Raw genomic sequence first — 13,355 nt, forward strand, 5'->3', positions numbered from 1 at the left:
ATGGACCCGGGACGCGCGCATGCGCGCGGAGGTCGTGCGCATCGCACCCGACGTCTCGGGCCTGGTGACACGCGTGGCGGTTGTCGACAACCAGGACGTAAAGAAAGGTGACGTGCTTTTCGAGATCGATCCCTCGCGCTTCCGCTTCGCCCTCCAGCAAGCGGAGGCGAATCTCGCCGCTGCGAAAGCCAGTGCCCACGCAGCCGGCGCGAATATCGATGCCGTGCAGGCAAGCGCCGACGCGCGCAAAACCGAATACGAGATGCGCCAGGAACAGGCCACGCGTCGCCAGGCACTGCTCGATTTGATCCCGAAGGAAGAACGCAACAACGCCAGATCGGTCGCCGACTCAGCCATGGCGGCATGGCATGAGGCCCAGGCCACCGGTCACCAGGCGGGTGCCGCGCGCGAACAGGCGCTGGCCGCGGTGGCCCTCGCCCAGGTCACCGTGGACCAGAGCCGGCTCGATCTGGAGCGTACCGAGGTCCGCGCCCCGGTCGATGGGTATGTCACCAACCTCGTCGTACGCACGGCGCGACTACGCAGCCACGGGAAGCCCGTACGTGGCGCTGATCGACCGACACAGTTACTACGTTTACGGGTATTTCGAAGAGACCCGCCTGCCCGGCCTCCACGTGGGCGACCCTGTCGACATCCGACTGATGAGCGGCGGCGTTCATTTCGGCGGGCACATCACCGGCTTTGCGCGGGGCATCACAGACCGCGACAACCCGACGGGCAGCGACCTGCTTGCCGACGTCAATCCCACGTTTACCTGGGTGCGCCTGGCGCAACGGGTGCCCGTGCGCATTGCCATCGACGAGGCGACGGTACCGGCGAACGCGATACTGGCGGCTGGGATGACAGCTAGCATCGAGCTGGCCCGGGAGTCCGCCCACTGACCCGTTGGCAGAGCCGATTCCGGCTGATATAGTCCCGGCTTCGTGGGGCCTTAGCTCAGCCGGGAGAGCGCGTCGTTCGCAATGACGAGGTCGGGGGTTCGATCCCCCCAGGCTCCACCACTTATTGAACGCATCGAAGCCTCGAAGACCATCGGTCTTTGGGGCTTTTTTGTGTGGAGGATGAGGCGCAGAGCCTTCGGTGCCCACCCTCGCTGGTGGAGGGCAAGGCGCAGAGCCTTCGGTGCCCACCCTCGCTGCTCAGACACCCCTTCGCGTTTCGTACCGGAAGGCCGCTACCGCGGCCCGTGTTCTTATTTGGCCTACGGCCGCTCCACTTGTCGGGAACTCGCCTCGAGGGTGGGCACCGAAGACTCTTCCGAACCCTGAGGTTCTTGCGGGTCGAGCCGACGAAGCAACGCCGCTTTGGCTGTTGGCTCTCCTTCCAGCTGACCGTATCGTCGTGAGAGGCCTTGGTGTCCACCCTCGATGCGAGTTCCGGACAAGTGGAGCGGCCGTAGGCCAAATAAGTACATGAGCCGCGTTAGCGGCCTTTCGGCACGAAACGCGGAGGACTGTCTGAGCAGCGAGGGTGGACACCAAGGTCTCCCCGCGAGACGCCCAAGTGTAGAGAGCGATGGCGCAGCCGAGCCCGCGAGGCCTCTTTTGTGGCCTCAGCCCCGGCAACCCGCCAGCAGATCCAGCTTCGGCTCGTACACCGTCGTGCGCGTATCGAAGAAGCCCAGCAACGTATGGAAGACGTTGTCCTGGCTGGCCGGCTGGGTGCGCCGCTGCGCCATGCAATCCAGACGGACGCCCGCGTCACGCACCCAGCCGGGCGAAAGCCACAGCAGCATCGGGATGTGCTTCTGCTGGGAAGGTGCCTTGTCCCAGTCGGCGCCGTGCAGATAGATGTCGTTTTCGCCCAGCGACTCGCCATGGTCGGAGAGGTACATCATGGCGCTGTCGACCTCGGGATCCGCCTTGAGCGCGTCGACTACCTCGCCAAGGATGTGGTCGGTGTAGAGGATCGTGTTGTCGTAGCTCGCCACGGCCTGGGCATAGGTGCAGGTCTGCACCTCAGCGGTATCGCAGCCCGGCTTGAACACGTTGAATGCCGCTGGGTAACGCTGGAAATACGCCGGACCGTGGCTGCCCTTGATGTGCAGGACGAGCAGCGCCGGCGAGCGCATCTTTGCCAGGCGTTCCGGCAGGTCGGCGATGAGGACGTCATCCTGGCAGCCGTTGGCGTCGCACAGGCCGTCGACTTTTGCAGCGGTGAGGTCGTCGTTGGGCACGCGCAGGCAGACGTCCTTGCAGCCTTCGTCGTTGTCACGCCAGTACACGTCCACCCCGGCATGCTGCAGCACGTCCAGCGCATTCCAGTGGGCCTTGGCCACAGGCTTGTCGAACTTCTCGCGGGTCATGTTCGAGAACATGCACGGCACCGACACCGTCGTCGCCGTGCCGCACGACCACGCATCGCTGAAATAGATAGCGCCGGCACGCTTCATCTCGGGATTCGTTTCCCGTGCGTAACCCTGTAGCGACTGATTCTCCGCCCGCGCTGTCTCGCCCACCACGAACACGACCACCCGCTTGCGCGCCGCCATGACGGCATTCGGTGCCAGCGTGGCATCGGTACCGATCGGCGTCATCGTCGCCTTCTTACGGAAGACATCCCGCTGAAGATAGTGGAACGTGCCGCTGAGTGCCGCGTACGGATTGAACACCTCGTACATCGGGCGGTGGTTACGTTCGAAGTAGACGTAGTTGCGACCGGTGAGCAACGGCGGCACGAGCAGCAGGAACGCCGCCCCGAGCACGATGCCGATACGCCAGCGAAGGCTTTGCCATCTCGGCATGAAGCGAACCGGCGTGAGCAGGACGAGGACGGCCGGCAGGATGCCGAACAGCGCAATCCAGCCGACGGAGGCCGTCGTGATCAACGCGGCCGCCTCGGCGCGCGTCGTTTCGAAGATGCTCTGGATGATCTCCTCGTTAAGCCGTGCACCGAACGTCTGCGCGTAGTACGCACTGGCGGCCGATACGAGTATCAACAAAGCCAGCAAGAACTTGCCGATGCGCGGCCACATCACCAGGGCAATGGTCAGGACGAGGTTACCGACCAGCCGACAATAAACGGTCACACTCAGGGCCCAGAATCCAGCAAGGCCCCGCGATCCCTCGAGGGCCTGATGCACTTCGGTCCAGAGCGTGCGATTGAGCACGACAAGGATGTAGAGCGCGACGAGGGCGCCCAGCGCCCAGGCCGGCAACGCCCATTTCGCACGGCGGGTGGCCGAGCGGTCTTGAATGATCATCCAGCGTCCTGTCCGGCCCGACACAATCGCGGGCCCTAGAAGCCGTGAAATCTACAGCAGGCCCGTCGACGGCTCAAACGGCTGGCGGCGGATATCACCCGAGCTAAGCCAGCACTAAGCCGGCCTTGCGTCCCCACCGAACGCAGCCACCAAGCCCGCGGGTGCGTTATCGCCGAAAAGGAGTTCACTCAGGGCCGCCGCCTCGCTCGCTGCAAACGCGCTACGGGAAAACATGGCTTCCTCGTACGCCCTGAGCGCGGCTTCGACATCGCCGGGGTGCGCGGCGAGTGCCGTGCCCAACTCAGCACCATCACACATGGCAAGGTTGGCGCCCTCGCCGGAAGGCATCATCAGGTGTGCAGCGTCGCCGAGCAGCGTTACCCCAGGTAACCGTTCCCAGCGGTGTTCATCGGGCAGCGCATGGATGGCGCGGGGCACCGGCGTGGTGTCACTACCGGTAATGAGAGTTGTCAGAGCTGGCGCCCAACCGTCGAACTCCTTCGCAACGACGCCCAATGCCTGGGCTCGGTCTGCGAAGTCGATACCACCCAACCACGACTCCGGCTTGTTCAACGCGACGTAGGTATGAATAACGCCATCAGGCTCACGGTGCGCCATGATTCCCTTTGACGGCGCCAGGGCGAAGAAAGAGCCCCCACCGACTGCCTGGGCGCTTGCTGCGTGGCGGACATCCGCCTCATGCAGATAGGTCTCGATGAACGCGGGACCCACGTAAACCGGCCTCGCGTCGGAAAGCAGCGGCCGGACTTTCGACCATGCGCCATCGGCACCGATGAGCAGATCGGTCGTCACTTTCGAGCCGTCGGCAAAAGTCAGTTCATGGCAGCCCTCGCCGATGACCGACACATCGGCAAGCTTGTGCCCCCAGCGAATCGTCCCCGCCGGAAGAGATTCCATCAGGATGCGGCGCAGCTCGCCCCGCGGCACTTCGGGTCGCCCACCCTGCCCGTCGTCGGGCTGGTCGAACAGGAGGTTGCCCTCCTTGTCGAATACCCGGACGGCCTGCGCACCCGCATGAACGAGCGCAAGGAATTCGTCGAACAGGCCGGCGGCCCTGAGTGCGACCTGTCCGTTTTCCTCGTGAATATCGAGCATGCCGCCCTGGCCGCGCGCGGTTGCAGAGCTCTCGGCTTCGAATACGGTCGCCGCGATGCCGTTGACATGTAAAACGCGCGCCAGGGTCAGGCCGCCAAGGCCGGCACCGACGATCGCGATCGGAATGTTCATGCGGATTCCTCGAGCCAGGCCGCTGGAACGGCATTCCATTATCTTGGAACGGCGTTCCAGTTATGTCAACATGGCGCATGGCCAGGGAATCCCTCTCGCGCGAGCGAATCATCGAAACCTCCATCGCCCTGCTCGACGAAGCCGGCGAAAGCGGGCTGACCTTCCGCGCGCTGTCGCTCAGACTCGCCACGGGACCGGGCGCGATCTATTGGCACATCGAGAACAAGAGCGAACTGCTCACCGCCGCCTGCGACGCGATCGTCGCCCGCGCCATGAAGCTGCCCCTCGCCGACGCCTCGCCCGAGGCATCCATCCGCGCCATCGCACTGGGCATGTTCGATGCGATCGATGCACATCCATGGGTGGGTTCGGCGCTAACGCATGCGCCGGGCCAGCAGCCGGTGATACGCCTGCTCGAGCGTCTGGGACAGCAATTGCGAGCTATCGGCGTACCGTCGGATCAGGAGTGGTCGACCGTTTCCGCCTTGCTGAATTACATCCTCGGCGTGGGCGGACAGCATGCCGCGAACACGCAATTCGCCCACGCAGGAAACATCGATCGAGCCGAGCTTCTGGATTCGGTGGCGACCGCGTGGTCTGAGCTCGATCCGGATGAATATCCCTTCGCACGCAGCATTTCCGGAAGCCTGCGCGGACACGACGACCGCGCGGACTATCTCGCAGGCATTGACCTGATCCTACGGGGCATTCATCTGCCAGCCAGCTACTGAGCGCCAATCCGCGTAGCCTTTCGCCGGACCTCGCTGTCGGCCCCTGCCCTCATGAATGACCTTCTCCATCCGCCCCATGACCGGGCGGCGCTTCCGCTCGCCCCTGCGTTGGACCCTGCGCTTGCGCAAGCGCATATGCCCAGCCGCCTTCCGCGCATTCGCCGGCGGCTGGTAGCGCTGACGTTGCTGGCAATGTTGCTTGCAGCTGTTGTCGCATCCATCGCTTACGGCCTGACGCGTCTCATCGCGCTGGTCACGCAACTGGCCTTCTTCGGTCAGTGGAGCACTGCATGGGTGAGTCCTGCGAGCAGCCACCGCGGCGCATGGGTGATCGTCATTCCGGTACTGGGCGGGCTCGTCGTTGGTCTCATGGCGCGCTGGGGTTCGCGGGCCATCCGCGGGCACGGCATTCCCGAGGCGATGGAGCAGGTGCTCACGAATGAGAGTCGTATCGCCGCACGGATGATCTGGCTGAAGCCCTTGTCGTCCGCAGTAGCGATCGGCACCGGCGGTCCGTTCGGTGCGGAAGGTCCGATCATCGCGACGGGCGGCGCACTGGGGTCCTACGTGGGACAGCTCATTCCCGTAACCGCCGACGAACGCAAGACTTTGCTGGCGGCCGGTGCAGCTGCAGGCATGGCCGCCATCTTCGCGGCGCCGCTGGCAGCGGTGCTCCTGAGCATTGAACTGCTGCTGTTCGAGCGACGCGCGCGCTCGCTTGTGCCGGTGGCCATGGCTGCGGCGACGGGAGCCGCCGTCCGCTTCGCGCTGGACGGTCCCGGTCCCGTGTTTCCCATGCTCAATCTCGGGCCCGCGTCGTTCGTCGCACTTGCGTTCTATACCGCCCTTGGCCTGGCGTTCGGCGTGGCTGGCGTAGTGGTTACGCGGCTGGTTTACGGTCTGGAAGACGCGTTCGAAAAGCTTCCAATCCATTGGATGTGGTGGCCGGCCATCGGTGGTCTGGCCGTAGGCATCGTGGGTTATCTGGTCCCCTCGACGCTCGGCGTGGGCTACGAGAATATCGTCGCCGTCATCGGCGGCCACCTCACCGTTGGCGCGCTGGCGATCCTCGCCTTCGCAAAGCTGCTGTCGTGGTCGATCGCCCTGGGCAGCGGCACATCCGGCGGCACGCTTGCCCCGCTGTTTACTATCGGCGGTGCGCTGGGCGGCCTGCTCGGTGTCGCTCTCGCGCACTGGCCGATCACGCAGGTGGATCCACGCATGGCCGCGCTGGTCGGCATGGCTGCCCTGTTCGCGAGCGCCTCGCGCGCCATGCTGACGGCGGCTGTCTTCGTCTTCGAGACAACCTTGCAACCGCACGCGCTGCTACCGTTGCTCGCTGCGAGTGTGGCCGCCTACCTCGTATCGGGCCTGATGATGCAGCACACGATCATGACGGAGAAAATTGCGCGACGCGGTGTGCACGTGCCGACCGACCTCGTCGCCGAGCACAAGGCACCACACCCGGTGTCTTGATAGGCGACGACGGGCCTCAGTGCTCGTCGCGCTCCTTCGCCAGCGCATGTGTCAGTGCGACAAAGTCCGCCTGCAGCGGCGTAGGCATCCAGTCGCGCCGACGCGTCAACGCGATACGCCGGCGCAGTTCCGCGCCGAGGTTGCCGATCTCGGTCAACGTCCCGGCGCGGTATTCGAAGAGGAACTGATCCCGCGACACCAGCGTGAGCCAGTCACCCTGCAGCAGCAGCCCGCGCGTGACCAGCACCGAACCGCATTCAATGCGCAGCCTGGGAGGTTCGACACCGCGGCTGGTAAATATCTGTTCCCACTTGTTGCGTAGCGGGATGCCGGGGGCCGAGACAACCCACGGGTACCCCAACAGGTCCGATAGCTCCAGCTCGCGTTTATCGCGCAGCGGATGGTCCGCGCGGGCGACGACCACCGGATCATCGTCGAACAGCTCTTCCTGTACGACATCGCGGCTCGGCGATGGATCGCGACGGGCGCCGATGATCAGGTCCAGATCGCCCTGGCGAAGACCGGCAAGCAGGTCGCGGTACGGTGCCTCGACCACCTTCACCGCCGCGGACACATGCGCCGTGGTGAACCTTGCGAGCAGGTCGGAGAAGAAAATCGCGCGTGCACTGGGCAGGATACCGACGGTGACGCGGCCGCCGTCGTCCGTGTTCATCGCGCGAATTTCCTCCAGACCCGCACGCAGCTCGGACAGCATGAGGCGGGCAAAGCGCACGAAGCGGCTGGCGACGTCCGTCGGTCGCACGATGCGGCCGACACGCACGAACAGATCCGTCCCGAGGATGTCCTGCAATTCTCGGACGGCCCTGTGTACCGCCGGCTGCGACAGACCCGTAAGCTCGGACGCCTGCACGTAGCTACTGTTGCCTTCCACGGCGATCAGCGCGCGTAGCTGCACCATCGTGACGCGCCGTTCGATATGCGGCAGCGGCGAGAGGCGCGCGGACCTTCTTACCAGGCGCCCCCCGTGCGCCAGGTAGTGCAGTGCACGATCGATCCGAAGCATCATTGTTTGCCCTGCAAGGGTCGGCGAGACACCGCCTGGCTGGCGGTCGAAAAGGCGCTCGCCCAGCACCCTCTCCATCTTCGCAACAGCCTGCGCAAGCGCGGGCTGGGAAAGGCTTACCTCGCGTGCAGCCGCACTCATGCTGCCAGAGCGGCCGGTGACCAGCAGTGCGTCAAGGTGTCTCAGGTTGAGTTGGAATATCTCGCTCACGAGCAATCAATCGCATTTACTTATATCTCGATCATAAAACGAATTTGGCAGAATGCCTACCCAGCGCGCACCGTTGATCCATCAGAAGCTACCGAAAACGGGCATGCCGACAGTCAATACCAAACTCCAGAGACCTGACCGCGATCTTCTCGAAGCGTTGGCGGCGCTCGGCGTGGCCACCGTCCACGAGGCGCAGGGCCGCAAAGGCCTGCTGGCGCCGCATCTTCGACCGATTTATGCCGGTGCCCGGATCGCTGGCTCGGCAATCACGGTGTCCGTGCCGCCAGGCGACAACTGGATGCTGCACGTGGCGATCGAGCAGCTGCAGGATGGTGACATCCTCGTCGTGGCACCCACGAGCGAGTGCAACGACGGTTACTTCGGTGATCTGCTCGCCACCTCCGCCGTGGCCAGGGGCTGTCGTGGCCTGGTCATCGATGCCGGTGTCCGCGACGTTCGCGACCTGACCGCCATGGGTTTCCCCGTTTGGTCGAAAGCGATTTCGGCGCAGGGCACGGTGAAGGAAACCCTGGGCTCGGTGAACCTGCCGATCGTCTGTGGCAACGACTATGTACGACCCGGCGACGTCATCGTGGCCGACGACGACGGCGTATGCGTGGTCCGCCATGAAGAAGCCAGCGAAGTGCTTGCGAAGAGCCTGGAGCGCGATGCCCGCGAGGCGCAGGTGCGCGACCGGCTGAGGGCGGGCGAACTCGGCCTGGACATCTACGCCATGCGCGAACGCCTGGCGGCGAAAGGCCTCGTTTACCGCTGAATACGAAACCCATGCTGCCCCACGTCCCCTGCCCGGCAAACATAAGAACCTCATGACCATTTTCGACACGCACACTCACGTCATTTCACCGGACGCCGCTATCTATCCCACCGATCCCATTGGTGGGCACCAGTCCGATTGGTCGCAGAAGCGCCCCGTCGACGCGGCGGGCCTGCTCAAGGCGATCGACGAAGCAGGCATCGCCCGGGCCGTCGTCGTACAGGCGTCCACGGTCTACGGTCACGACAATCGCTATGTCGTCGAGACCGTGCGCGCCAACCCATCACGCTTCATCGGCGTCTACTCGATCGACGCCCTCGCGCCCGATGCCGTCGAACGCATCGATTACTGGCAGGCGCAAGGCCTCTCCGGATTCCGCCTGTTCACCACCGGCAGCACCATGCCCGGGCAGTCGGACTGGCTCGGTCACAGGGACTCCTTCGCCGCCTGGGCCCATGCCGAGAAACAGGGCATCCCGGTCTGTCTGCAGATGACGATGGAAGGTCTCCCTGCCCTGCGTGCGCTGCTGGAGCGCTTCCCCCGAGTCCGCGTGCTGCTCGATCACTGCGCGCGGCCGGACCTTTCCGACGGCGCGCCGTTCGCCGCATCCTCGGCGCTCTTCGACATGGCGGCGTTTCCGGGCGTGTACCTCAAGCTCACCAACCGCACGCTCGCCTCGGCAACCGCCGGCAAGTCGACGCCGCAGTCGTTCCTGGCCCGCCTGATGGAATCCTATGGGGCGGGACGCATCGCCTGGGGCTCCAACTTCCCCGCCGCCGAAGGCGCGCTCCCCGCGCTTGTCGCCACGGCCCGCGAGGCCGTGTCCAGTCTCTCGACCGGCGACCAGGCGATGATCTTCAGTGGCACCGCGGCGACGATCTATCCCGCCCTGTCGGAGACCGGCAAGCATGGCTGAGTCGAGCCTCCTGCGTACGGTACTGGCCACGTCGCCCTTGTCGGCGCCGCTGAAGAGCGGCGCGCTGAGCAGCCCGGATGTCACCTTCGACTTCGTCGACGTGTCGCCGGTGCACAAGGCTTTCGCCCCGATGGTGCGTGACCAGGCCTTCGACATGGCCGAACTGGCGATTGTCACCGGCCTCCAGGCTGTCGCATTGGGCCGTCCGATCATGCTGCTTCCCGCGGTCGTGGCATCGCGCTTCCAGCGCGGCTGCCTCATCACGCGCCGGGAAAACGGCATCCACACGCCAGGAGACCTCGCAGGCAAACGCATCGGCGTGCGCGCATACACCCAGACCACGGGCATGTGGGTACGCGCTCACCTTACCGAAGACTATGGTCTCGCCACCGATGCCATGCGCTGGCTCACGCGTGATGCGGCCCATGTCCAGGAATACGTCGACCCGCGATTTGTCGAACACGCCGAGGACGATCGCAGCCTGGTCGACCTGCTTCGCCAGGGCGTGATCGACGCGGCGATCCTGGGCAACGACCTGCCCAAGGACGATGAATTCGTTCCGGTGATCGCTGATGCCGCGGTCAGGGACAAGCGCTGGTACGACCAGCACGGCTTCGTCCCGATCAACCACATGGTCGCGGTAAGCAACGCCGCCTGCCACGCGGCCCCCGGGGCGGTGCGTAAGGCGTACCGCCTTCTGGTCGAATCCCATGCCGGGCTCGCTGCCACAGCCGGCACGCCCTCGCCCTATGCTTTTGGCCTCGAGACCCTGCGCGGACCAGTCGAATACGTCATCGAGGCGTGTGTCGAACAGGGGCTGCTGCCCCGCCGCCTGGGCATCGACGAGGTCTTCGGCCCGGCGGAGGCCATACTTGCCGGGAGTCGCCACGTGGAATCGTCCAGGTAATGAGCAAGCTCACCGTCAATACCGTGCCCGCGCCGCCCGGAGTGCGGCGCCCGTTTTACCAGGACCTCACGTTCCAGGTCGTGACGGGCATGGTCCTGGGCGTCCTGCTGGGCGCACTGGCGCCGGACATCGGCAAGCAGATGAAGCCGCTCGGCGACATCTTCATCCGCCTCATCCAGATGGTGGTCGGGCTGATCATCTTCTGCACCGTCACCCATGGCATCGCCAGCGTGCGCGACCTGGGCAAGGTGGCGCGCATCGCCATCAAGGCCATGGTGTACTTCGAAGTGGTTACCAGCATCGCTTTGGTGCTCGGACTGGTCACGATCAATCTGCTCAAGCCCGGTGTGGGCATGCATATCGATCCGGCCATGCTGCACACCGGCGTGACGGCCGCCAGGGACGGGCCCGCTACGGTGCCGAAAGGCGCGGGCGACTTCCTCGTGAACCTGGTGCCGAACTCCGCCCTCGATGCGTTCGCCAAGGGCGACATCCTGCAGATCCTCGTGTTCTCGGTATTGTTCGCCTGTGGACTGGCGTCGCTTGGCGAGAAAGCGCAGCCCGTGCTCAACGTGGTCGATACAGTGCAGTCCGCGTTGTTCTGGATCATTCGCATCGTGATGAAGATCGCGCCGATCGCAGCCTTCGGAGCGATTGCGTTCACGGTTGCTCAGTTCGGCCTGTCGACCCTGCTACCGCTGGGCGCGTTGATTCTCGAATTTCTCCTCACATGCGTGCTGTTCTTCGGACTCGTGCTTGCGCCGATATCCGCCTACGCCGGCTTCAACCTGCTCAAGCTGATGCGCTACTTCCGCGAAGAACTCGTGCTTGTGCTCGGCACGAGTTCGTCGGAGAGCGTCTTTCCCCAGCTCACCGCCAAGCTCACGAAACTCGGGGTCAACGAGTCGGTGGTCGGCATGGTCCTGCCCACCGCGTACAGCTTCAATCACGACGGTACCTGCCTGTACTTCGCCGCCGTCGCGGTCTTCCTCGCCCAGGCCACGGGTACGGCGCTGGGCTGGGAGCAACAACTGGGTCTGCTCGCCATCCTGCTACTTACTTCGAAGGGCGGCGCCGGCGTGTCGGGCTCGGCGATCGCCGTGCTGACACTGACGCTGGCTGCCACCAAGACGATCCCCGTGAACAGCATCGCCCTGATTCTCGGCATCCACCGCATTCTTTCGGCGATGTTCGTCTTCACCAACATTGCAGGTAACTGCGTCGCCACCGTGGTCGTCGGTAAGTGGGAGAAAGCCGTCGACCACGCAACGCTCAAGCAGCAACTGGATACGGGCTACCAGCCCGCCTGATCCATCACATCGTCCGTAGTACATGCCTCGCGAAGTCCCTCCGGCTCCGCGATCGGGGAGGGATTGTCCAAATGAATCGCAACGCTTACATCGCTACCGCCTTATGTAGCCTGGCCACCGCCATCGCGCCGTCCATGTCACGGGCACAGAACGTACCCTCGATGTCGCCCGCCTCGGCGTCGTCGGCTCCGGATACCACCGAGCCGGGCTCCGCAGGAAGGGCCGTGACGCCGAAGGAAGGCTCGAAGGGGCCGTTCGCGGACGTGGGCACCGCCTTGAGGGACAAGGGCATCAAGCTGCGTAGCGCCCTCATCGACCAGTACGCCAACAACACCACGGGCGGCATCTACCAGGGCCACAGTAACGTCGGCCAGTTCAACATCGGCGCCGATTTCGACCTGGACAAGATGATCGGGCTGAGTGGGGGATCGTTCCACTTCACCGTGTACCGCGACTACGGCGAGAGCCTCAACAAGTACGTGACCGGCACGTTCACCAAGCAGCAGTACATCTACAAAAACGAGTTCTATCGCTGGCATCTTGGCCTGTTCGCGTATGAGCAGAAGCTGCTCGACGACAAGCTCGACATCACGGCCGGCCGCCTGGGTACGACGACCTATTACGGGCACCTCGTCACCAACTGCCAGTTCGAGTCAGCCGACACCTGCGGCGAGCCGCGCATCCTGGTGTCCGAGGCCGGCTTCAGCCTGCTTCCGTCGGCGACGTGGGGCCTGAACATCAAGGCACGTCCCACGCCGCACACGTACATCGAAACCGGCGTCTTCGAGGTCAATCCCACGACATCGGCAAGCAACGGCCTGGATTTCTCGGTCGGCAGCGCCACCGGCGTCACAGTCCCTGTGGAATGGGCCTGGCAGAAAACCGATCCGACGACCACACGCTTCCCGTTTGAGCTGAAGGTCGGTGCGTTCGTGAGCACGGCACCCCTGACGGATCCGTACTTCAACACGGCGGGCCGTTCGAAGGCACTGTTCGGTGGTACGGCACGCACGATCAACAGCAGCCGTGACGGCGTGTACATCATGGGCGACCGTGTCATCTGGCGGCCGAACGATGCCAGCACGCAGAGCTTCAACGTTTTCGGCGGCATCGTGCAGCAGCTGGATGAAGCGGAGATCATGCGACAGCAGGTCTATGCGGGCTTCGTATGGACGGCACCGTTCGCCAGTCGCCCGACTGACACGTTCAACTTCTCCATCTCCGAGTTCGAGCTGACCCCGCGCGAGCGCGAATTCCTCCGCGATGCGCGCAAGAAAGCCGGCGGCCACGGAACCAATGCCGCGCACCAGACGGCTTACGAGCTGACCTACGGCTTGCGCCTGGCGCGCGGTCTCGAAGTCATGCCGAGCCTGCAGTACATCGTGCACCCCGACAACTCGAGCATCACCAATACCGCCATCTTCCCGAAGAACATGTTCGTCTATGGCGTCAGCCTGAAGATGGACCTGGGCTACATGCTTGGCTTCGACAAGACCGCCGGCGGCGACTGATCCCCTTCCCTACGCATGGACACC

General features: G+C 64.4%; 11 protein-coding genes, 1 tRNA gene and 1 pseudogene. 10 read left to right on the top strand and 3 right to left on the bottom strand.

The features are described from left to right. Positions 1-19: 19 nt before the first annotated feature. The 3 genes and pseudogenes from ACVWWJ_RS14385 to ACVWWJ_RS14395 all read left to right on the top strand — a co-directional run. Positions 20-85: pseudogene (locus ACVWWJ_RS14385) on the top strand (hypothetical protein); the annotation flags it as partial. 577 nt (positions 86-662) lie between these two features. Further along, positions 663-902: an HlyD family secretion protein gene (locus ACVWWJ_RS14390; protein WP_456968415.1), complete on the top strand. Its 240-nt coding sequence runs from the start codon at positions 663-665 to the stop codon at positions 900-902. Between the two features lie 44 nt (positions 903-946). Continuing rightward, a tRNA-Ala gene (locus ACVWWJ_RS14395) sits at positions 947-1,022 on the top strand. A 551-nt stretch (positions 1,023-1,573) separates the two neighbouring features. Here ACVWWJ_RS14395 and ACVWWJ_RS14400 read toward each other — a convergent pair. Together ACVWWJ_RS14400 and ACVWWJ_RS14405 are read right to left on the bottom strand one after the other, a co-directional pair. Continuing rightward, positions 1,574-3,223, bottom strand: coding sequence for a phosphoethanolamine transferase (locus ACVWWJ_RS14400; RefSeq protein WP_456968416.1), 1,650 nt, complete (start codon positions 3,221-3,223; stop codon positions 1,574-1,576). A 114-nt stretch (positions 3,224-3,337) separates the two neighbouring features. Further along, on the bottom strand, positions 3,338-4,471 hold the full coding sequence (locus ACVWWJ_RS14405) for an FAD-dependent oxidoreductase (protein ID WP_456968417.1): 1,134 nt from the start codon (positions 4,469-4,471) through the stop codon (positions 3,338-3,340). A gap of 62 nt (positions 4,472-4,533) precedes the next feature. On the opposite strand from ACVWWJ_RS14405, the gene ACVWWJ_RS14410 reads away from it, so the two are divergent. Together ACVWWJ_RS14410 and ACVWWJ_RS14415 are read left to right on the top strand one after the other, a co-directional pair. Beyond that, the gene (locus ACVWWJ_RS14410; RefSeq protein ID WP_456968418.1) at positions 4,534-5,202 is read left to right on the top strand and encodes a TetR/AcrR family transcriptional regulator; all 669 of its coding nucleotides are present in this window, start codon (positions 4,534-4,536) and stop codon (positions 5,200-5,202) included. 51 nt (positions 5,203-5,253) lie between these two features. Further along, on the top strand, positions 5,254-6,678 hold the full coding sequence (locus ACVWWJ_RS14415) for a chloride channel protein (protein ID WP_456968419.1): 1,425 nt from the start codon (positions 5,254-5,256) through the stop codon (positions 6,676-6,678). Between the two features lie 16 nt (positions 6,679-6,694). On the opposite strand, the gene ACVWWJ_RS14420 is transcribed toward ACVWWJ_RS14415, so the two are convergent. Further along, the gene (locus tag ACVWWJ_RS14420) at positions 6,695-7,912 is read right to left on the bottom strand and encodes a LysR family transcriptional regulator (protein WP_456968420.1); all 1,218 of its coding nucleotides are present in this window, start codon (positions 7,910-7,912) and stop codon (positions 6,695-6,697) included. 103 nt (positions 7,913-8,015) lie between these two features. Here ACVWWJ_RS14420 and ACVWWJ_RS14425 point away from each other — a divergent pair, with 103 nt between their 5' ends. From ACVWWJ_RS14425 to ACVWWJ_RS14445, 5 genes are all read left to right on the top strand, one after another. Then, entirely contained in the window at positions 8,016-8,687 is a 672-nt protein-coding gene (locus ACVWWJ_RS14425) for a 4-carboxy-4-hydroxy-2-oxoadipate aldolase/oxaloacetate decarboxylase (RefSeq protein WP_456969716.1), read from the top strand. A gap of 52 nt (positions 8,688-8,739) precedes the next feature. Further along, complete coding sequence (locus tag ACVWWJ_RS14430; protein ID WP_456968421.1) at positions 8,740-9,603, top strand: amidohydrolase family protein; 864 nt, start codon at positions 8,740-8,742, stop codon at positions 9,601-9,603. Next, positions 9,596-10,510: a PhnD/SsuA/transferrin family substrate-binding protein gene (locus ACVWWJ_RS14435; RefSeq protein ID WP_456968422.1), complete on the top strand. Its 915-nt coding sequence runs from the start codon at positions 9,596-9,598 to the stop codon at positions 10,508-10,510. Before ACVWWJ_RS14430 ends, ACVWWJ_RS14435 begins: the two co-directional genes overlap by 8 nt. Beyond that, complete coding sequence (gene dctA, locus ACVWWJ_RS14440) at positions 10,510-11,820, top strand: C4-dicarboxylate transporter DctA (protein WP_456968423.1); 1,311 nt, start codon at positions 10,510-10,512, stop codon at positions 11,818-11,820. The genes ACVWWJ_RS14435 and dctA overlap by 1 nt, the downstream gene beginning before the upstream one ends. A 71-nt stretch (positions 11,821-11,891) precedes the next feature. Beyond that, positions 11,892-13,331, top strand: coding sequence for a carbohydrate porin (locus ACVWWJ_RS14445; RefSeq protein WP_159893411.1), 1,440 nt, complete (start codon positions 11,892-11,894; stop codon positions 13,329-13,331). Positions 13,332-13,355: the final 24 nt, after the last annotated feature.

The organism is Luteibacter sp. HA06, from assembly GCF_054061215.1.